This window comes from Acinetobacter sp. GW821-FHT01C12 (assembly GCF_059422625.1).
Genome location: NZ_JBWKXD010000005.1, coordinates 80,514 through 100,823 on the forward strand (window position 1 = coordinate 80,514; position 20,310 = coordinate 100,823).

Consider the following 20,310-nt stretch of genomic DNA (forward strand, 5'->3'; position numbering starts at 1 on the left):
CTATGTTTCTTTTATTCTAAAATTTATATCGAGACAATTGTCTAGGTGGATCATGATTTACTTTGTGTTTTTAATAATAAATATATATTAAATCACTGTTTTAAATTAAAAAATTAAAGAGCACGGTTGCTATGTATTTAGTTTAAAGCAATCCATATAAAAGAATAGATAAACAATTAAATAATAAAACGTTAAGGCTTGTATGATCGCAAATAATTGTTTATAAATAATGAAAGTTAAAAATAGAAGAATTACATGACTTTTCAATTATGCTACGCAAGTAAAACAACTTCACCCCATCATCAAATACTCAATGATTTAAGAGATATTTTAGGTGAAGCGAGAGATTTTAATATACTTCATCAAGTTCAAGGCGTTCTGTATTTTGCAGATGAGCATTTTTTTCAATGCCTAGAAGGTGAGGAAGTGGTTATCTTACATGTATTGGAAAAACTGCATAAAGATCCAAGACATCATCAGATCAAGCTGTTTAGAGCAGGCCATGTTGAGCAAGGGCATTTTTCACAGTGGTCTATGAAATACGTGAGACGAAATGGCAAAATTCAACAATACTTCGAGAGTAAGGGCTATAACCATTTTCGCCCATTAAGTTTAGATGAACAGGATATCCCGACATTACTTAAACTACTCTATGAGATTGAACAGCCAGAAGAATTTGTTTAAAATCTGAAAACCATTAAAAAATCCAAGCGATCGCTTGGATTTTCATCTTGAATCGAGAATGCTTGCTCAAAGTTTTTTACGGATAGGACGTGTACTCATACGACAGAGTAACTCATAACCGATTGTACCATTGGCAGCAGCCACATCATCAACCAAACGATCCTTGCCCCACAGTTCAACGACTGTACCTAGTGGTGCATCTATGCCAGTGACATCAATTGCGATCATATCCATTGCGACACGACCAATGATCGCTGTCATTTGGCCATTGATGCTGACATAGTTTTGTTGAGGAAAAGCACGCGGATAACCATCCCCATAACCTATTGAAACAATGGCGATATCCATTTCATTTTTGGAGACAAATGTAGAGCCATAGCCTACAGATTCACCTGCTTGAATATGATTGAGTGCGATGATTTCAGCGGTAAAGCTCATGACAGGTTTGATGTCTAGTTCAGCAACGCTTCGATCTGCAAAGGGAGACGCGCCGTAAAGCATGATACCTGGACGTACAAAATCAAAATTCAGTTCAGGCCATTTAAAAATAGCAGCAGAATTGCAGCATGAAGCTAAGATCGGTTCACAAGCAGCTTTTACCTGTAAGAATTGATCTTTCTGTTGTTCATTTAACGGGTGATGATCCGCATCCGCATTGGCAAAATGCATGGTCAGCACACAGGTAAAGCCTTCTGCTTTGAGTGATTGAATCACTTCAATAATTTCAGCCACCTTAAAACCCAATCGGTTCATACCGCTATTGAGTTTTACCCAGACTTTTAAACCTTTGTCGATATATTGTTTTTTATGTGCACGTAACCAAGCCAATTGTGGCTGATGATGTACAACGATTTCAAGGTTGTTTTCAAGAACACTAATCATTTCATCAGCGCTGAAAATACCTTCGATGAGAGTAATCGGTTGTTGATAGCCTAATGCTCGAATCTCTAAGGCTTCAGCAAGGCAGGCGACACCAAAGGCATCAGTCGCATTTAAGGCGGCTAAACAGTCCTTGACGCCATGTCCATATGCATTGGCTTTAACCATACTGACAATTTTAGCGCTTGATGCAAGTTGTTTGACTCGGTTTAAATTATATTGCAGTGCTTCACTGTCAATATAAACTGTTGCTTGACGCACCCTAGTTACTCCTGAGGAATGGCAAAGATTGAATAATGCTAAATCGCATAAATAGAGATAAAAGCCTAACTTTAAAAAAAGTGCAGCTTTAAAACGCTAAATATTGTAGTCCTATCAGCTTTAAATAAACATAAACATTTGTGTTTTGAATGGTTTATTGATTTTGTATCGATAAAATTTTTGTTAAGCGCTTTGCACATAATTTGTAAAGATATAGCACTTTATTTTTTAAATAAAATCGTACATTTTATATTTAAATTTAAGGATTTATTTCGGAGGGTGTATGGGAACATGGTCACATGAACCATTTGGAAATGATACTGCAAGTGATTGGGCCTATGAGTTTGAAGAGCAAGATGGGCATGTTGTCATTGAACAAGCTTTTGATGAAATGATTGATATGGCAACCGAAGAGTTTATCGACGCCGATATTGGCTGTATTGCGCATGCTGCGGCTGATGTTTTAGCTAAATCATTTGGTGAAGGGATTGAAGAAAATGAATATTATCCTGAACCTGTAGAAAAATGGCTTGAACAAAATAAAAACAATGTCAATTATGCGCTTATTCCAAAAGCATTGACTGCATTATTATTATTGACCAGTGAAAACTCTGAATTGGATGAGCTTTGGCAAGATTCAGATGATTATGATGAATGGACTAAGAATATTGAAACGTTGAGAGAGACTTTAAGTTCCAAGATTTGAAGATTAAAATCTCATCTCAACAGCAGTGTTAAATGATGTTAAATCTATTGATCAACATTATTCTTCATCTTGATATTGCGCATAATACTCAGGCGATAGATTACTAAAGCGCGTGTATTGACCTTCAAAGGCTAAACGCACAGTCCCGATCGGACCATTACGTTGTTTACCAATGATAATTTCAGCTGTGCCTGCTTCTTTTGACTCTTTGTTATAAACCTCATCACGGTAAATAAACATAATTAAATCGGCATCCTGCTCGATTGCACCTGATTCACGTAAGTCGGACATTACCGGACGTTTATTTGGACGGTTTTCCAGAGAACGGTTAAGCTGTGACAGTGCAATAACAGGGCACATCATTTCTTTGGCAAGGGCTTTTAAGCTTCGTGAAATTTCACCAATCTCACCAACACGGTTATCACCCATGCCTGGCACTTTCATCAATTGTAGATAATCGATCATGATACAACCCAGCTTGCCACCATGTTGTTTGGCAATACGTCGTGCACGTGCCCGAAGTTCCGTTGGTGGCAGTGCAGATGAATCATCAATATAAAGATGTTTTTCTTGTAGCTGTAAAATGGTTCCTGTGACTTTAGACCATTCATCGCCGTCAAGCTTACCTGAACGTAAATGCCCTTGATGGACTTTACCGTATGCTGAAATGAGACGCATGGCGATAGAGTCTGCTGGCATCTCCATAGAGAAAACCAGTGCTGGAAGATCACAGTTAAATAACACACTTTCTACAAGGTTCATGGCAAAGGTTGTTTTACCCATCGACGGACGTGCAGCAACAATGATCATATCACCAGCTTGCATACCAGAGGTTTTATTGTCTAACTCCATAAAACCTGTGGTTAAACCAGTGATATTGCCTTCCATTTGAGAAAGTTCATTTAACTTGTCAAAAACGTCTGCAACAACTGAGGTAATGGCTTTTGGCCCTTGTGCTTTGGCATTGTTATTATGTTGTTCTGCAATAGAGAAAATATTGGTTTCAGCAAGATCTAGAATTTCACTGACTTCACGACCTTTGGTGTCATAAGCATTTTGCAGGATTTCATTGCCCACTTTAATCATGCTTCTTAACGTTGAAAATTCTTTGATTTTGCCCGCATAGGTTTCTAGGTTATAGAAACTTGAAGGTGAATCGGACATCAATTGCATTAAATATTCTTCACCGCCAATTGCATCAAGCAAGTTTTGCTTAATCAGCCAATCGTTGACTAAAACTGCATCATATGGAGAGTTTTCTTGTGCTAGTTTTTCGATTGCACGGAAGATGTATTTGTGACGTGTTGCATAAAAATCAGTTTCATTCAAAGTATCACTGACTTGTTCAAAAGACTCAGCAACCGTCATCAATGCAGCCAGTACAGCTTGTTCAATTGCCAAGTTATGAGGAGGCGTACGAAACTCTTTTAACTGAGCATTGTCTTTGTTTTTTGCATCAGTGCTGAAGGGATTCTGTTGAGCTGTGGCAGTTGCCTGAGACATATAAAACCTTGATTTTTAAATCGTGCAAAAACATTATTTACGTAATGTACGTGTGTACTGAAGTACTCACTTATCTTAATGCAAAATACTAAAAGTATCTAACAGTAATACCAATAAGTAGGGGAATGAATCAACTAGAAACAATTTCAGCTGATCCGAGGTAAAATTTAAAGATAAAAAAAGAGCATACAAAAGTATGCTCTTTTTTTCTGCAAGAAATTACTCAGATACGATAGTAACGAGAACTTCAGCAGTAACATCATGATGCAATTGGATTGCGATGTTAAATTCGCCAGTGTGACGAAGTGCACCGTTCGGTAAACGAACTTCAGCACGATCAACAACAAGACCAGCATTTGTTAACGCGTCAGCGATATCACGAGTACCGATTGAACCGAATAATTTACCTTCATCACCAGCTTTCGCAGTGATAACGATGTTTACTTCGTTCAATTGGTCAGCACGTGCTTGAGCAGCAGCTAAAACTTCAGCTTCACCTTTCTCAAGTTCTGCACGACGAGCTTCAAATGCAGCAGTATTCGCTTCAGTCGCTGCAACTGCTTTACCTTGAGGGATAAGGTAGTTACGGCCGTAACCAGCTTTAACTGAAACTTTATCGCCTAATTTACCAAGGTTTTTAATGCGTTGTAATAAAATAATATCCACGGCTCAACCTCACTTATGATTGTCAGTGTAAGGAATCAACGCTAAATAGCGAGCTTGTTTGATAGCAAGCGCTAATTGACGTTGGTAACGAGCTTTAGTACCTGTAATACGGCTAGGAACAATCTTGCCGTTTTCAGTGATGTACTGTTTTAAAGTGTCGATATCTTTGTAGTCGATGTACGTAACGTTCTCAGCTGTAAAGCGGCAGAACTTGCGACGACGGTAAAAACGTGCCATTGATGTTCTCCTTATGCTTCAACAGAATCTTGAGCTTGTTGTGCTTCTTCACGTTGAGCTTTACGCGCACGTTTTTCTTCAGCACTCTTAGCGAGTAAAGATTCTTCAGTGATTGCGTTTTCACGACGGATAATCACGTTACGAAGGATTGCATCGTTATAACGGAACAATTCTTCTAATTCATTAAGCGTAGTTTGGTTACATTCAATGTTCATTAAAATGTAATGCGCTTTATGGATTTTGTTAATTGGGTAAGCCAATTGGCGACGGCCCCAATCTTCAAGACGGTGAATTTGACCTTCAGCATCTTTGATGTGAGAAATGTAGCGTTCTACCATTCCCACAACTTGATCGCTTTGGTCTGGGTGTACCAGAATTACGATTTCGTAGTGACGCATTGTCAGCTCCTTACGGTTTATACAGCCCCAACCTTAAAAAGATTGAAGCAAGGAGTCACAATCAGCATAAACTTTAAACAACAGTTTAAAAGCCAATAGATTGTGCCGCAAAAATTGCGAGCACCTATTATAGGAAAGTTTGTGCGCAAACACAATTTAATATTCAAATATTTATTGGAATAACCACTAAAATTTTACACACTCGAGATTGAATTTCATCTTGTACCTATTTAGATTGAAAATGAATAAAAATATGGATCGCTAAAATGACAAACTACAGCGCTGAAAAACTTGAAACCATTGAATCTTATATTGAAAACCCTACACAGGACTTTTACTTTGATGTTTTTGATGGTCGTTATGATATTGTCATGGTGGTGGATTGGAGAGAAGAGGATGATGCAATTATTGGCTATTGTGAAAATATTTTAGAAACTGGACAATTGTCTGCTGAACTTGAAGATGCTGATAATCAACAAGGTTTTAGCATCACAATTCATTATGGTGAAAAATCATTGTTGATTCCTTATCAAGGAGAAGGTGCTGATCGTGATACCACACTACGGGCACTCAATGAAATTTTACAACCTGAGTATGAAATCCGTTTCTGCAAAGCTTCTGATGGTTCAGACACATTAGAATTTATTCCACTTCCGAAAAAATTATGGCATCAACTGGATATGAAATATGCAGGAAAAATGGATACGTTATTTGCTCGGTTTGAGCATGATTCTGTTTTTTTTGGAAGTTAATTGGGTCACTCAATTAGACGTTAAATTGAATAAAAACGTGAATTTATTGATTAGATTAATTTATGATTTATTTTGTCGTAATAAAAACACCACAAAACCCTTAAAGTTTGGATCAGTATCAAATTTAAGTTGCTGATCCCATTTACCATGTTGTACCAAGCCAATTTTATAAGGCAGTTTCAATGTTGAAGCCTTGGTTAAATAAGTCTGATAATTTGGAATAGTCGTAGTGCCTTGATAGGTTTGAATCACCATTTCATCAATATTTTCTCTAAATAGCCTAAGTGTAACTGGATCACGCAGATTGGCCCAATCCATCAAACTGGTGATGCTGAGTTGATAATGCTGTGGTAACTGCTTTCTAAGCTGTTGTAGAAATAAGCCATACGCTTTTAAATTTTTAGTTGGTGCATCAAAGTCGATTTGAATACCTTGAAGGTGATTGCCTGCGCTTTCCCACTGTCGGACGCGTTGTAAAATTTTTTCTATTTCAGCGCCTTGCCAATTTAAATGATGATTTCGAAAAACTAACCATACTTTCTGATGTGGAATTTTAACCACAGAAATGCCTTGTTGGATCAAGATAGATTGGTTGGAATTTTTCTCCAGCTTAACTTCACCTTGTAAAATATAGATTTCCTTAGCTTTACTTAAATAAGGCGCAGACTTGATATTTCCCCAAATCCAAAAGGCATCATAGTCATTTGCATTGACCTGATCTGAGGCTGTCGCGGATTGACTCGGTTGACATGCCATTAATCCTAAACAACATTGGATTGTCAGTAGAACCGAGAAAATCTGTTTAAGCATGAATCAACTACCAATAATATTTTAAAGATTTTGCCCATGTGGTATTTGGATAGTCACGTTTAATTTGTGCGTACCATTGTTTGCGTGTGGATTTTGTGGCCTCTTTTCCACCACAGACATTTATACTACTCGGCGAATAACACATAACAGCGCGATAAAGCGCATAAGCTTGTAATTCACTTTTAGAATTCGATTTAATAATTTCTTTATAGACCTCACCACGACTAAAAGCTTCACCTGTAAAGGCATTTTTCGGCTGGCTAAAACTTGGACCATAGTAATAGTCACCATAAAAACTTTCTAAAGCAGTGCCTTGATTACGCATATATTCGCCTAGGCATAAACGATAAGTTAAATTTTTTGGATTTTTTTCTAAGCCAGCTGTTAAGGTACTTAATTTAGGGCATTTGAGCGTTGGTGTAATTTCATGACCATTCCAAACAAAAACTTCGAAGTGGGGTTCTGACTTATAAGCTTTAATTTTGCTGTTGTATGCTTTGTATTCTGAGGCATCTTGAGGTAACCATGTGGTATAGGCTTTATTGAATACCGCATAGTTTTGACTCATTAAGCTTTTATCTAATAATGTATATAAAGCCAGATTCTTTTTATCAGCTGAACTGTCTTTGGCAGTAATGATACTTTCTAAAGCTTTGACATCGGCAATTTGAGTAATGAATGCTTTCTGTAAGGTGGCTTGTTTGATTTTTGAATGATTTCCTAAAAAGGCATTTTGGTTATTGGTGTTTTTATAGTGAATCGCTAGGGCGACTTCTGCCAAAGCTTTTTGATAAGGATTAGCAGAAATTGCGAGTAAATGATCCCAATATTGTTCAACCAGATTTTTATCGCTACTTTTTTCAAGAATGACCCCTTTAAGCGTATATTGGCTGAGTTCTAAATAATTTTGAATGGAATTGGGTTTTTGTTTCGGTAAATAATTTAACGCATCTTGCGGTTTTTTCTGAATAAAATATAAATGAACGGCTTGTAAATAACGGAACAACTCAGGTTGCTCCTTAAATACAGGTTTTTGTGCATTTAACTCGGACCAGCTAATTGGCCGGTACTGCGTAGAATCACTCTGACGCATATACATCAGATCATAGATGGCTAAAAAGAAAGGATCGTTGAGTGTTTTTGCGTTGAAGTTTTCTAAACCAAATACCTTGCGATCTATTTCGGCCGCCAATGTGGACATATCGAGATTGTAATAATCTGATCTGGGGTGATCCATCTGCCAAATCATCTCTTTGACTAGCGCATCTTGTTGATTGGCAATCCAGTAGCCTCGGCGTAAAAAGCCTCTAGCACTGGCTACGTATTGACCTTTAGGGTAAAGCTTAAAATAATCAGTAATGCGATTAAAAAAAGTTTTAAGAAGCGCTTGATCAACTTTTTGAGTATCTAAATCACCATAAGTTCCTAATGACTGGCTATACAACTCATTTAATGATGTGCGGATGAGCATGTATTGAGCGGTTTCTTTTAACCAAGGGTCATCAACTTGGCTTAAGGCTGTAAATATTTTAGTTGCTGAGGAATAGTTAGCTTTGTAAAATAAAATGATCCCATTTAAATAAGAAGCATACTGTTGAGCGGACTGTGTCCATTGCGCATTGACCTGAATCAATGGAATAGTTTGTTGACAATCTGTAATCTGATTTCGTTGTTCTAACAAGCTGCCTTTTTCGTCTTGAGATATTTTCTTGTGATTTGAAACTTGTTTAAGAAAAACTTCAGCACCAGATTTGAGCGTTATACAGCGCTCATCATAGACGTGATCATTTGCATCATAAAAAGCACGTTTGTTTGGAATTTTATTTTCAGATGCTTGAGTTAATTCGGTAGGGTAAAAAGGGACTAAGCCACTAGACGTATCCCATAAACTCATTTTATCAACTTCAAATACTTTGATACTTGCTAAACCTTTGTCACTTAGCAGTAGCATCATGTTGGTTCTATTGTCATTGGCTGGATAGAGTATGGGGAGATTTAATATACGATATTGATTGTTGTTTAGGTCAAAAGTTGGTGATGCGATTTCTTCTGCAGCGCCAGCAAAGCTAGAAGTAGGGTGAACTACCAAAGGTAAACCGACAAGAAAGACATATTGCAGTGTTTTATTTTTAAAAAGCATAAAGTGCCTATCGTTATAATAAAATTTTAATATTTTAATTTTATTTATGCAGATAAAAAAAAGATAGAGAGAACTCTATCTTTTTTTAAAACAGTGGCAAATGAGGTGCAGGGGAGACATAACTAAAACTAAAGCTCACACTGAGCGCTGTAATTAGAATGACGGAATACAAAAAATATTTTTTTGCCCAGACCTGATCATTTTCAGCTTTAAATCCAATAATCGACAAATATACCCAATAGGCACATAAAGCATTAAAGGTAATAAGGAAGAAAATGTTGGTATAGCCAAAACAATACAATCCGTTTAAAACTGCAGCAAACAGAATAACGTAAATTAAACTTTCAACTTTCGTGCGAAAAATTGAACGGGCTACAGGTAAAATTGGAATATTTGCATTTTTATAATCATCAAATCGATAGATTGCAATTCCCCAAGAATGTGGCATTTGCCAGAGTGCATAAGCTAAAAAAATCAGCAAAGCGGCAACATCAAATCCGTTGGAAACAGCAGTATATCCAATTACAGGAGGGCTTGCGCCAGAAATACTTCCAATCACAGTTTGGTGAATGGTAGTACGTTTACTCCAAAGACTATAAAAAATCACATACACAACAAAGCCGAGTACAGCAAAGCCAAATGCGTAGGCGTTGACAAAAAACCACAACAAAGCAAAGCCAATTAAACCGAGCACAGCAGAAAAAATTAAAGCAACTGTTGGGCTGATGGTTTTTTTGACGAGCGCACGATTCATTGTACGTTGCATTTTTTGGTCAATGTCTTGGTCAATGACATTATTCACCACACAGCCAGAGGCAACGACAAGCGTAGTACCGAGTAATGTGATGAGAAGTAAAAGGAAATCTACAGAACCTTGAGCGGCTAAGAAAAAGCCGCCCAAAGTGGTAACGAAGTTACCAAAGAGAATTCCTGGCTTAGTCAGGAATAGATATTTTTTCAACATGACACCCTAGAGCATCATGTTTGAATGTAAGTAGTTCATGATCCATACAGAACCAATTAATAGTACTGCAATCGTCAGAATCGTATAGATGAATGCAATCACATTCCAGCGTTGTTCAGAAGATGAATTCATGTGCAAGAAGAAAACTAATTGTACAAGAACCTGAGCAATCGCAGTGATCGCAATCGTTGCAACAACTGCACCACCAGTCATTCCTTTCATCACCATCCCGAAAGGGATGATGGTCAATACAACTGAAAGAATGAAGCCGATAGAGTATTGTTTGATGTTTCCGTGCGAAGCACCAGCAGCATTATGATCATGACTCATTATAAAGCTCCCAGTAAATAAACTACGCTGAATACACAGATCCAAACGATGTCAAGGAAGTGCCAGAACAAACTTAGGCAAGCAAGACGACGTGTATTTGGAACAGTCAAACCATTTTTCTTGATTTGAACCATTAATACGATCATCCAGACCAAACCAGATGTTACGTGGATACCGTGCGTACCTACAAGGGTAAAGAACGCAGACAAAAACGCACTGTGGCTAGGACCATGACCAGCGTGAACTAAATGATTAAACTCATAAAGTTCCATACCGATGAATGTTGCACCAAAGAGCCAAGTGATAATTAACCACATAAGCACTTGGTTGACATTTTTCTTGTAAGAAGCAAGTACCGCAAAACCGAAAGTCACAGAAGAAATCAAGAGAGCAAAGGTTTCAACAAGTACGAAACCTAAAGACTCACCAAATAACTCTTTTGGACTTGGAGTACCAGGCGGAATATGACTGCTTAATACAGCGAACGCGATGAAGAGTGTACCGAATAAAATCAAGTCACTCATCAAGTATGTCCAGAAACCAAAGACGGTGATGTCTGTATCATCGTGATGATGATGTTCATCGTGTCCGTGGTTGTCGTGATGAAGTACTTCAGCCATATCCTTAGTCCTTCTTCAAGTGTTTTTCAAGTAAAGCATAACGCTCGTTTTCGATACGTTCTACTTCAGCAGCTGGTACGTAGTAGTCCACTTTTTTAGTGAATGAACTTACGATGAAGCTGATAACAGCACCAAGGAAAGTTGCAACGACTAACCACCAGATATGCCAGATTAAAGCGAAGCCCATTGCTGTAATGAACAAGGCAATAACAAAACCAGCAGCACGGTCAGTTGGCATATGAATATCTTCATATTTCTCAGGACGTGCATACGCTACACCATTCTCTTTGTCATTCCAGAAAGTATCAATACCATTGATTTTTGGAATTTCAGCAAAGTTATAGAACGGAGCAGGGGATGAAGTAGACCATTCAAGTACACGACCATCCCATGGATCGCCTGTGTTGTCCATGTTGTCGTGACGTTGTAAGAAACCAACAATAACTTGCATTAAGAAACAAGCAATACCGATTGCTACAAGCACAGCACCAAACAAAGCAATTGCTAAGTATGGGTCCCATTCAGGGTTATCATATGTATTCAAACGACGTGTCATACCCATGAAACCAAGGATATAAAGTGGCATGAATGCAAAATAGAAACCAAAGAACCAGAACCAGAACGATGCTTTACCCCAAGTTTCATTTAACTTCCAACCAAACATTTTTGGCCAGTAGAAAGTGATACCTGCGAACATACCAAATACAACACCACCAATAATTACGTTATGGAAGTGAGCGATCAAGAATAAAGAGTTGTGTACCAAGAAGTCCGCTGGTGGAACAGCCATCAATACACCCGTTAAACCACCGATACCGAAAGTCACAAGGAAGCCAAGTGTCCAGTACATTGGTGATGTAAAGGTAATACGACCCTTATACATAGTGAATAACCATGAGAAGATTTTCACACCAGTAGGAATCGCAATAATCATGGTCATGATACCGAAGAACGCGTTAACGTTGGCACCAGCACCCATGGTAAAGAAGTGGTGTAACCATACCACGAAAGCAAGTACTGTAATCGCAATCGTTGCATACACCATAGACTTGTAACCGAACAACGTTTTACGAGAGAACGTTGAAACGATTTCAGAGTAAAGACCAAAAGCAGGTAATACTAAGATATATACTTCTGGGTGACCCCATGTCCAAATCAAGTTCACATAAAGCATTGGGCTACCGCCAAGCTCATTGGTGAAGAAGTGGAAACCGAAGTAACGGTCAAGCGTTAACATTGCAATTGTTGCAGTCAATACTGGGAAAGATGCAATGATCAATACTGCTGTACAAAGTGCAGTCCAAGTAAAGATCGGCATGTCCATAAGTTTCATACCAGGCGCACGCATTTTGATGATGGTAACAAAGAAGTTAACACCCGTTAAAAGCGTACCTAGACCAGAAACCTGGAGTGCCCAGATATAGTAGTCAACACCAACACCAGGAGAATATTGAATGCCAGAAAGAGGTGGATAAGCCATCCAACCTGTTGCAGCAAACTCACCTAATACTAGTGAAACCATCATCAAACCAGCAGCACCAGCAAATAACCAGAAGCTCACAGAGTTTAATAATGGGAATGCAACGTCACGCGCACCAATTTGAAGTGGTACAGTGATGTTCATCATACCAACAACAAGACCCATTGCTACGAAGAAGATCATGATTACACCATGTGCGGTGAAGATCTGATCGTAATGGTCTGGATGTAAGTAACCTTCACCGCCACCTTTTGCAAGGAACAGTTGAAGACGCATCATGATTGCATCTGCGAAGCCACGAAGTAGCATCACAACAGACACAAGGATATACATAATACCAATTTTTTTATGGTCTACAGATTTAAACCATACATTCCAGAGGTAACCCCATTTTTTGAAATAGGTGATACCGCCGAAAACTGCAATTGCACCAAGAGCCATAATGACCATTGTTACAAGTACAATCGGCTCTTTAGGGATTGCATCCCAATTGAGTTTACCTAATAACAAAGACATGTCTTATTCCCCTACAGAAGCAGTTGCATGTTCAGCACCTGCATGTTCAGCGCCTGCATGGTCTGCACCATGGTAGTTGCTCATGTAAGTGTTGATAATGCTTTTGAACAAGTCAGGCGTAACTGAAGAATAATAAGTCACAGGATGAGGCTTAGTAGGGAATGGACCTTTACGTTCAGCTTCGTGTGCAGCTTTAAGTTCTTCTGGAGTATGCGCATTGTTCAGCATTGCTTCAATTTGGTGTTTAGAACGATCACCATCTTTGAGCGTAGCAAATTCAGTCGCATCAAGCGTGGTTTTTTGGATCGCTTCAGGATTAATTGAAGTACCTTTACCTGCTTTAATAGCGTCTACCCAAGTGTTGAAGTCAGCATCTGAAACAGCATGAGCTCTGAAACGCATTTGCGTAAAGCCATAGCCGCTATAGTTTGCTGAGAATCCACGGTAGCCATCTGCTGGACTTGGATGTTCTGCAAGCATATGTAACTTAGTTTGCATACCTGCCATTGCATAAACCTGACCTGCTAACTTAGGAATGAAGAACGAGTTCATTGTAAAGTTAGAAGTGATTTGAAATTCAATTGGTTTATTGACTGGGAAACGAACTTCGTTAATTGTAGCTATTTGTTGTTCAGGATAGATAAATACCCATTTAAACTGTTCAGCGACTGCTTGAATTTTTAAATGTTCTTCCATCTGACCTTGAGTATTCGTTAATGGTCTATAAGGGTCATATTTGTGTGAACCCCACCATGTTAAATACGCAAGAATAGCAATAATAATACATGGGATACCCCATACTACAATTTCAATCGCAGTAGAGTGTGCCCATGTAGGTTTATAGTCTGCATCTTTATTTGACGCGCGATATTTCCAACCAAACCACAATGCCATCAAGATCGAAGGAATTACGACCAATAGCATTAAGTAGATCGCAGTCATCATCAGGCTACTTTGACCTTCAGCGACTGGACCTTTAGAGTTTAGAAGTACTATATCACCACCACACCCAGTTAAGAGTGCGGCGATCGCAGATAAAGACAATACAGCTAAAGTCGTTTGTCTCATTTTACAACCTCGGTGAAGAGTCCCATTCCCTATATAAATATGGGATAGCGATTAAAGTGCCGCATGATTGAAAATGACTATTATTTCTAAATAGAAAACATTCTCAATGATCTGACACCGCTACGTTGTAGGGCATTATGCCTCATATCGTCAAACTTAGCTATACATAGAGGTTGAATATATTGATGTAAAAATACCTGATATTTTTAGTCGGAATTATAAGGAAAACAAAAACATAAATTATTATTTTGTGCTTGGCGAGCGATAAAAAATGGCGGTATAACCGCCATTTGAATTATTCTGAAAGATCAATAACTTTGGTTTTAGAAATACGATCATGTAATGCATAATTCTCTTTAGAGAAAAACATGAACAAATCAACAATGAAAATGATGGCAATCAGAGGTAATACGCTCATAACTTGAGACAGGATAAGAAATAAAAATGAACGAACAAAAAATCCTCTTAGTGACCCTGGCAATTGATTGGTATTGACATCAACAATCTGCAGTTTGAATATTTTTTTACCAATAGATTGCCCAAATTTAGTAATCATAAAGCATTGAGTGATCAAGAGAATAAGTACAAAGACCATCAGAGCAATATTCAGATAGGCTGGCATACTTTGACTGATCATTTCAGCAATTTTAACTTGGTTGTCTACTGAAAAACCATCTGAAGCAACTTTGATTGCATCTTCAGGCATAAAATAAGCAATAGCGATGAATTGGGGTAAAAACAAAAGGGCGAAATCGATAAGTTTGGCTGAGATTCGTTTGCCTACAGGTGCCGCTTTAATGATTTTTTTTGTACTTTTTTCAATTTTTATATTGGTGATAGCAGGATTTTGTTGACGATCAATTTGTTCGTTGTTTGATGACGTTGGTGTGACATAACCAATAGGCTCATAAACAAGTTTACCTTGTGTAAGTTCACCAAGCGCTTTCCATTCCGTTAATCCTTGATGCCAAGCTAAATCTGTTAAAAGTACTTGCTGGCTTGCAAGCATTTGATTCAGTTGTTCAATTGAATACGGACCAGCTTGTTGGTTATTTCTCGCCAAGTAAATTTGCATAAAACTCAATTCTCAAAATAAATCTAAAAGTACAAAATTGGTAGATGAAAATGAACATAACCGCAACTTTGTTCACCTACTTTTTTAAACCACTATGTATACTAGATTTTTGAATGTATTAACATTAAATTTACACGAAATCTTAAAATATCAAGAAAAATTAACCTATTTAGCAGCAGAGGAGTGGCCCTGAAACTTGGTTTAACATTCAAACACAGATGTGAAAACTGAATACACCAACGATATATCGAATATTTGCATCTACGTTAAAAACTACCAATCTTAAATCTGATATTTCATAGAATATTAAAATCAAAGTTTAAAAAATATACATAAAAAAGACCCTGCTAGAGGGTCTTTTTAAGCAGCTTTGATTAAGATTGTTTAATCTTTTCTTCAGCAAGGAAGAACCAAGTATCTAAAACTGAGTCTGGGTTTAATGAAACAGATTCAATACCTTGTTCCATTAACCATTTTGCAAGATCAGGGTGATCAGAAGGACCTTGACCACAGATACCTACATATTTACCCGCTTTACGGCAAGCATGAATTGCCATAGAAAGTAATGCTTTTACTGCTGGATCACGTTCGTCAAACAAGTGAGAAACGATACCAGAGTCACGGTCTAAACCAAGTGTTAGCTGAGTTAAGTCATTTGAACCGATAGAGAAACCATCGAAGTGTTCAAGGAATTGTTCAGCAAGTAATGCGTTTGTAGGTAACTCGCACATCATGATCACTTTAAGACCGTTTTCACCACGTCTAAGACCGTTCTGAGCTAATAACTCAATAACACGTTTCGCTTCAGATACTGTACGTACAAAAGGAATCATGATTTGAATATTGGTTAAACCCATTTCATCACGTGCTTTTTTCAATGCACGGCATTCGAGTTCAAAGCAGTCACGGAAGTTATCAGATACATAACGGCTCGCACCACGAAAACCAAGCATTGGGTTTTCTTCTTCAGGCTCGTAAAGCTTACCACCAATCAAGTTCGCATATTCATTCGACTTAAAGTCAGACATACGAACAATTACTGGTTTGTCAGCAAATGCAGCTGCAAGGGTGGAAATACCTTCAACCAATTTTTCAACATAGAATTCAATCGGTGATGCATAACCTGCGGTACGTGCCAGAACTGCCGCACGTGTTTCGCGTGGTAGGCTGTCAATGTTTAACAAAGCTTTTGGATGCACACCAATCATACGGTTGATGATGAATTCTAAACGTGCAAGACCAATCCCTTCGTTTGGAATTTGAGCAAAGTCAAATGCACGGTCAGGGTTACCTACGTTCATCATAATTTTGAACGGAAGTTTAGGCATAGATTCGATCGAGTTACGTTGAATTTCGAAATCTAGCGCACCTTCATAAATAAAGCCTGTATCACCTTCAGCACAAGAAACAGTGACTTCTTGACCATCAACAAGCACTTCTGTTGCATTACCACAACCTACGATGGCAGGAACACCAAGTTCACGGGCAATAATTGCCGCATGACAAGTACGACCACCACGGTTAGTTACAATTGCAGCCGCACGTTTCATCACTGGTTCCCAATCTGGGTCAGTCATGTCAGATACAAGAACATCACCTTCTTGTACTTTGTCCATTTCTTTAATTGAGGTAACGATACGAACTTTACCAGAACCAATACGTTGACCAATTGAACGACCTTCACAAAGAACTGTACCTTTTTGTTTAAGGAGGTAACGTTCCATTGTGCCGACATTCTCACGGCTTTTTACCGTTTCAGGGCGTGCTTGAACGATATAGATTTGACCATCATCACCGTCTTTTGCCCATTCGATATCCATCGGTGCTTGATAATGTTCTTCAATGATCAAGGCTTGTTTAGCAAGTTCTTGAAGCTCTAAATCATTTAAAGCAAATTGTTGACGATCTGTTTTTTCAACATCAACAACCACAACAGATTTACCCGCAGCACCTTCTTCACCATAAATCATTTTTTGGTGTTTAGAACCAAGATTACGGCGAATAACGGCATGTTTGCCATTTCTTAGAAGTGGCTTAGAAACATAGAATTCGTCAGGGTTTACTGCACCTTGTACAACCATTTCCCCTAAACCGTAAGAAGCAGTAATAAATACTGCCTCACGGAAACCAGACTCTGTATCAAGTGTAAACATTACACCTGCAGCACCCGTTTCAGAGCGAACCATACGCTGAATACCAGCAGAAAGCGCAACAATATCATGTGCAAAATTTTGGTGTACACGGTAAGCAATGGCACGGTCATTATAAAGTGAAGCAAAAACTTCTTTAATTGCGATAAGAACGTTGTCGATCCCACGAATGTTTAAGAAAGTTTCTTGTTGACCCGCAAATGAAGCATCTGGTAAGTCTTCAGCAGTTGCAGAAGAACGTACCGCAACAGCGATGTCAGGATTACCGTTAGAAAGGGCAGCAAATGCTTCGCGAACTTCAGTCTCTAGACCTGTAGTAAGTGGAGTTTCTACAATCCATTGACGGATTTTTGCACCAGTTTCTGCCAGTGCGATTACATCATCAACATTTAATGCTGCAAGTTCTGCATTGATTTTAGCATTTAGGCCACTTTGCTCTAGGAATTCGCGATATGCATCAGCAGTCGTTGCAAATCCACCTGGAACCGATACACCAGCATTTGCTAAATGACTGATCATTTCCCCAAGTGAAGAGTTTTTACCACCCACGATCTCAACGTCGTGTTTACCTAGTTTTTCCAGACCGATTACGCGTGCTTCCAAAGTTGTTACTCCACTTATGCAGTATTAATCACTATCTTGGCATGAAATTATAACAAAAAACTTAGCATTTTGATTCAACTAAGTGATAGTCATGTAAGATGGGCTTACTATAAAGATTATACATCGCTAAGACAAATGTTTGAGGAGATTTTTAATGTCAGAAAGTAACCAAATAAAGCGGAGCGTATTTTTTATTTCTGATGGTACAGCGATTACGGCTGAAACCCTTGGGCATTCATTATTAGCGCAATTTCCTCATGTAAAGTTTGATATCCATATTATTCCCTATATTACCTCTGAAGAAGCTGCAATGAATGTAGTCGAAGAAATCAATAAAAGGGCAGATAAAGATGGTCAACAACCTTTGGTATTCGATACTTTGGTTGACCCTTATGTTCGTGACATTATTAACACTGCAAATGCCGTAAATCTTGATGTTTTTGAAGGGCTTATTAGTAAGTTGTCGGACGTTTTAGGTACACCGCCTACAACTTTAGTCGGACAAACCCATGCTGTGACGGATTCTGAGTCGTATAAAGCACGTATTGATGCTGTTCATTTTGCTTTGGATAACGATGATGGGGCACGTACCCGCCATTATGACAAAGCAGATTTAATCCTGATCGGCGTATCGCGTTCTGGTAAAACTCCAACTTCAATTTATTTATCTTTGCAGTTTGGTATTCGAGTTGCAAACTACCCATTGACCGAAGAAGATTTAGACGATAACCGTTTACCTGCGGTACTGAAAGAACATAAAAATAAACTATTTGGTTTGATGATTGATGCTGAACGTCTCGTTGCCATTCGTTCTGAACGTAAAGCCAATAGTCGCTATGCGAGCTTTTCGCAGTGTCAGATGGAGCTGCGCGCTGTTGAAGGGATCTATATTTCTGAAGGGATTAAATATTTAAATGTTTCAGAGATGTCGATTGAAGAAATTTCAACACGCGTTTTACAAATGACAGGGCTAAAACGTCGTATTGGATAATCCATCATTTTATTTTTTGATGTGTGTTGTGGTGTAACAACAGTATTGAGCTGAATCAAGATTTGGCTCTTTTTCTTTTATGTTTATTATTTTTTATAGTGTGATTTGTTATATGAATAAGATATTAAAAGTAAGTTCATTTTTCATACTTGTAAGTGGACAAAGTATATTTGCACAACAAACCAATGCTGAATCATTGAGCAAATTTGAAAATGGGTTGGTTGAAAAATATTATCAAAAAACCTGTTCAGGGCGTGCTGAATGTGATCAGTACAATGAAAAAATTTCCAGCGAAATTGAAAGTAAAATTAAAAATGATTCATCGAGTTTTGCATATTCGTTTGCAAAACTCACTGAAAAAAATATGCTGGATATCCATTATAGCCCTGATCGAAAAATCAAATTTTATACAATGGACGTTTCTGCTGGGGGAACGATGAGAGAGCCATATAGTTTAATTCAGGTGAAGCGAAGCAGTGGATTGGCGTCCCAAGAGTTAGCGCAAGTGGGATTTATTGATAAAATTGCGCAAGTCAAAATTAAAAATCAGGACGTTTATTTAGTCACCAGTCTATTTATTAATAGTACTTGTTCAAGGGGCTATCGCATTCACTCCTTTGTATTGAACAACGGCAAATTTGTCGCGCACCCCATTTTTGAAACCAAGACTCAAAAACTTGATTCAATTGGTGTTGAAAATGATTGTCAGGAATGGGAGCGTTCTGCTGAAGATTTTATCCGTATCTCAAAAGACTTAAAAAATATCGATATATTGGTGGTGAATGCTTCAGGAAAATTGACCAATAACTATTTACGTTATCAAAAAGCTCCACAGGGTTATCGTTACAGTGGTGTGGTCAAATAATTAAATAAAAGAGGCCTAAAGGCCTCTTTTATTCAAACCTTTTCAAGCTATTATTCGTAAGTGGTAATAATCACATCCACTAAATGTTCAATTCCTTCCATACTTTGTACTGCATTTTCAGTAATTTTAACGACTGGCCAAGTGATTAATTTACAGTTTTTACGTTGTAATGCTGTATAGTAAGTATCTGATTTTAAAAATACTTTACTCTTTAACGCAGAGTTCGGCATCAACTGACGTTTTAACCATTGTTCCTGAACTTGCGACTCTAGATAACGAATCGCCAACATTGATTTAACACGATGATTAAACAAACGACGATTTTTGATAATCAAAGGGTGCGAAATTAACTTTTGAACCCCTTTTTCAGTTTGCGGTAAAATAAAAGCGGGTGTGATTTGAAACACTTTTACAAATTCAGCACTGTTTAAAACGTGGCCAAGATGGGTGACTGTAAGTTGATTTGCACCAATAATTGCCACGTTTAAACCGCTAAAATCGGTGAGTTTAATCTCAGTAGATGCAATAATTTTACCTTTATAATGCTTAAAAAATTCCGGCTGATTTTGAAAAAAACCTTCATTTTGACTCTTTTTCCTATCGAGCATATTA

General features: G+C 38.0%; 20 protein-coding genes. 5 read left to right on the plus strand and 15 right to left on the minus strand.

Features of this window, described 5'->3' with window-relative positions; translation table 11 throughout:
* Window positions 1–255: 255 nt before the first annotated feature.
* Entirely contained in the window at window positions 256–684 is a 429-nt protein-coding gene (locus tag AC07WY_RS13620; protein WP_004719325.1) for a BLUF domain-containing protein, read from the plus strand.
* Between the two features lie 66 nt (window positions 685–750).
* Here the strand turns inward: AC07WY_RS13620 and alr are convergent, their stop codons facing one another.
* Complete coding sequence (gene alr / locus AC07WY_RS13625) at window positions 751–1,824, minus strand: alanine racemase (RefSeq protein ID WP_494736516.1); 1,074 nt, start codon at window positions 1,822–1,824, stop codon at window positions 751–753.
* 283 nt (window positions 1,825–2,107) lie between these two features.
* On the opposite strand from alr, the gene AC07WY_RS13630 reads away from it, so the two are divergent.
* On the plus strand, window positions 2,108–2,530 hold the full coding sequence (locus AC07WY_RS13630) for a DUF4259 domain-containing protein (protein WP_004719330.1): 423 nt from the start codon (window positions 2,108–2,110) through the stop codon (window positions 2,528–2,530).
* 57 nt (window positions 2,531–2,587) lie between these two features.
* Here AC07WY_RS13630 and dnaB read toward each other — a convergent pair whose 3' ends face one another.
* The 4 genes from dnaB to rpsF all read right to left on the minus strand — a co-directional run bounded on the left by dnaB (window position 2,588) and on the right by rpsF (window position 5,334).
* Window positions 2,588–4,033, minus strand: coding sequence for a replicative DNA helicase (gene dnaB / locus AC07WY_RS13635; RefSeq protein WP_004719332.1), 1,446 nt, complete (start codon window positions 4,031–4,033; stop codon window positions 2,588–2,590).
* A gap of 219 nt (window positions 4,034–4,252) precedes the next feature.
* Window positions 4,253–4,699 (minus strand): 50S ribosomal protein L9, encoded by a 447-nt coding sequence (gene rplI, locus AC07WY_RS13640; RefSeq protein WP_004719333.1) that lies wholly within the window; start codon window positions 4,697–4,699, stop codon window positions 4,253–4,255.
* A gap of 9 nt (window positions 4,700–4,708) precedes the next feature.
* A complete protein-coding gene (gene rpsR, locus AC07WY_RS13645; protein WP_004719336.1) occupies window positions 4,709–4,936 on the minus strand; it encodes a 30S ribosomal protein S18 in 228 nt (75 codons plus the stop codon).
* Window positions 4,937–4,947: 11 nt separating this feature from the next.
* Window positions 4,948–5,334: a 30S ribosomal protein S6 gene (gene rpsF / locus AC07WY_RS13650; protein ID WP_004719337.1), complete on the minus strand. Its 387-nt coding sequence runs from the start codon at window positions 5,332–5,334 to the stop codon at window positions 4,948–4,950.
* Between the two features lie 266 nt (window positions 5,335–5,600).
* Here rpsF and AC07WY_RS13655 point away from each other — a divergent pair, with 266 nt between their 5' ends.
* Window positions 5,601–6,086, plus strand: coding sequence for a hypothetical protein (locus AC07WY_RS13655; RefSeq protein WP_419335831.1), 486 nt, complete (start codon window positions 5,601–5,603; stop codon window positions 6,084–6,086).
* Window positions 6,087–6,146: 60 nt separating this feature from the next.
* Here the strand turns inward: AC07WY_RS13655 and AC07WY_RS13660 are convergent, their stop codons facing one another.
* From AC07WY_RS13660 to ppsA, 9 genes are all read right to left on the minus strand, one after another.
* Entirely contained in the window at window positions 6,147–6,896 is a 750-nt protein-coding gene (locus AC07WY_RS13660) for a DUF3142 domain-containing protein (protein ID WP_494736517.1), read from the minus strand.
* 7 nt (window positions 6,897–6,903) lie between these two features.
* A complete protein-coding gene (locus AC07WY_RS13665; protein ID WP_494736518.1) occupies window positions 6,904–9,036 on the minus strand; it encodes a PA5441 family protein in 2,133 nt (710 codons plus the stop codon).
* Window positions 9,037–9,121: 85 nt separating this feature from the next.
* Window positions 9,122–10,000 carry a heme o synthase gene (gene cyoE / locus AC07WY_RS13670; RefSeq protein ID WP_004719345.1) on the minus strand — a complete coding sequence of 293 codons (879 nt, stop codon included), beginning with the start codon at window positions 9,998–10,000 and terminating at the stop codon, window positions 9,122–9,124.
* A 6-nt stretch (window positions 10,001–10,006) separates the two neighbouring features.
* Entirely contained in the window at window positions 10,007–10,333 is a 327-nt protein-coding gene (gene cyoD, locus AC07WY_RS13675; protein ID WP_171066910.1) for a cytochrome o ubiquinol oxidase subunit IV, read from the minus strand.
* Complete coding sequence (gene cyoC / locus AC07WY_RS13680; RefSeq protein ID WP_056512630.1) at window positions 10,330–10,950, minus strand: cytochrome o ubiquinol oxidase subunit III; 621 nt, start codon at window positions 10,948–10,950, stop codon at window positions 10,330–10,332. The genes cyoD and cyoC overlap by 4 nt, the downstream gene beginning before the upstream one ends.
* A 4-nt stretch (window positions 10,951–10,954) precedes the next feature.
* Window positions 10,955–12,946: a cytochrome o ubiquinol oxidase subunit I gene (gene cyoB, locus AC07WY_RS13685; RefSeq protein ID WP_004719352.1), complete on the minus strand. Its 1,992-nt coding sequence runs from the start codon at window positions 12,944–12,946 to the stop codon at window positions 10,955–10,957.
* A 3-nt stretch (window positions 12,947–12,949) separates the two neighbouring features.
* Window positions 12,950–14,014, minus strand: a complete 1,065-nt coding sequence (gene cyoA, locus AC07WY_RS13690) for a ubiquinol oxidase subunit II (RefSeq protein WP_004822435.1) — start codon at window positions 14,012–14,014, stop codon at window positions 12,950–12,952.
* Between the two features lie 295 nt (window positions 14,015–14,309).
* Window positions 14,310–15,089 carry an RDD family protein gene (locus AC07WY_RS13695; RefSeq protein ID WP_034613420.1) on the minus strand — a complete coding sequence of 260 codons (780 nt, stop codon included), beginning with the start codon at window positions 15,087–15,089 and terminating at the stop codon, window positions 14,310–14,312.
* Window positions 15,090–15,463: 374 nt separating this feature from the next.
* On the minus strand, window positions 15,464–17,842 hold the full coding sequence (gene ppsA, locus AC07WY_RS13700) for a phosphoenolpyruvate synthase (RefSeq protein ID WP_004719359.1): 2,379 nt from the start codon (window positions 17,840–17,842) through the stop codon (window positions 15,464–15,466).
* Between the two features lie 154 nt (window positions 17,843–17,996).
* Here ppsA and ppsR point away from each other — a divergent pair, with 154 nt between their 5' ends.
* Both ppsR and AC07WY_RS13710 read left to right on the plus strand, forming a co-directional pair.
* Entirely contained in the window at window positions 17,997–18,833 is an 837-nt protein-coding gene (gene ppsR / locus AC07WY_RS13705) for a posphoenolpyruvate synthetase regulatory kinase/phosphorylase PpsR (protein WP_004719361.1), read from the plus strand.
* Window positions 18,834–18,945: 112 nt separating this feature from the next.
* Window positions 18,946–19,698 (plus strand): hypothetical protein, encoded by a 753-nt coding sequence (locus AC07WY_RS13710; RefSeq protein ID WP_494736519.1) that lies wholly within the window; start codon window positions 18,946–18,948, stop codon window positions 19,696–19,698.
* Window positions 19,699–19,748: 50 nt separating this feature from the next.
* Here AC07WY_RS13710 and AC07WY_RS13715 read toward each other — a convergent pair whose 3' ends face one another.
* Window positions 19,749–20,306, minus strand: a complete 558-nt coding sequence (locus tag AC07WY_RS13715; protein ID WP_494736520.1) for a flavoprotein — start codon at window positions 20,304–20,306, stop codon at window positions 19,749–19,751.
* Between the last annotated feature and the right edge of the window lie 4 nt (window positions 20,307–20,310).

Bases quoted from the DNA above. Each gene is read 5' to 3' on its own strand.
- AC07WY_RS13620 (WP_004719325.1), top strand. From the start codon at position 256: ATGACTTTTCAATTATGCTACGCAAGTAAAACAACTTCACCCCATCAT.
- AC07WY_RS13630 (WP_004719330.1), top strand. From the start codon at position 2,108: ATGGGAACATGGTCACATGAACCATTTGGAAATGATACTGCAAGTGAT.
- dnaB (WP_004719332.1), bottom strand. From the start codon at position 4,033: ATGTCTCAGGCAACTGCCACAGCTCAACAGAATCCCTTCAGCACTGAT.
- rpsR (WP_004719336.1), bottom strand. From the start codon at position 4,936: ATGGCACGTTTTTACCGTCGTCGCAAGTTCTGCCGCTTTACAGCTGAG.
- rpsF (WP_004719337.1), bottom strand. From the start codon at position 5,334: ATGCGTCACTACGAAATCGTAATTCTGGTACACCCAGACCAAAGCGAT.
- AC07WY_RS13655 (WP_419335831.1), top strand. From the start codon at position 5,601: ATGACAAACTACAGCGCTGAAAAACTTGAAACCATTGAATCTTATATT.
- AC07WY_RS13660 (WP_494736517.1), bottom strand. From the start codon at position 6,896: ATGCTTAAACAGATTTTCTCGGTTCTACTGACAATCCAATGTTGTTTA.
- AC07WY_RS13665 (WP_494736518.1), bottom strand. From the start codon at position 9,036: ATGCTTTTTAAAAATAAAACACTGCAATATGTCTTTCTTGTCGGTTTA.
- cyoE (WP_004719345.1), bottom strand. From the start codon at position 10,000: ATGTTGAAAAAATATCTATTCCTGACTAAGCCAGGAATTCTCTTTGGT.
- cyoC (WP_056512630.1), bottom strand. From the start codon at position 10,950: ATGGCTGAAGTACTTCATCACGACAACCACGGACACGATGAACATCAT.
- cyoB (WP_004719352.1), bottom strand. From the start codon at position 12,946: ATGTCTTTGTTATTAGGTAAACTCAATTGGGATGCAATCCCTAAAGAG.
- cyoA (WP_004822435.1), bottom strand. From the start codon at position 14,014: ATGAGACAAACGACTTTAGCTGTATTGTCTTTATCTGCGATCGCCGCA.
- AC07WY_RS13695 (WP_034613420.1), bottom strand. From the start codon at position 15,089: ATGCAAATTTACTTGGCGAGAAATAACCAACAAGCTGGTCCGTATTCA.
- ppsR (WP_004719361.1), top strand. From the start codon at position 17,997: ATGTCAGAAAGTAACCAAATAAAGCGGAGCGTATTTTTTATTTCTGAT.
- AC07WY_RS13710 (WP_494736519.1), top strand. From the start codon at position 18,946: ATGAATAAGATATTAAAAGTAAGTTCATTTTTCATACTTGTAAGTGGA.
- AC07WY_RS13715 (WP_494736520.1), bottom strand. From the start codon at position 20,306: ATGCTCGATAGGAAAAAGAGTCAAAATGAAGGTTTTTTTCAAAATCAG.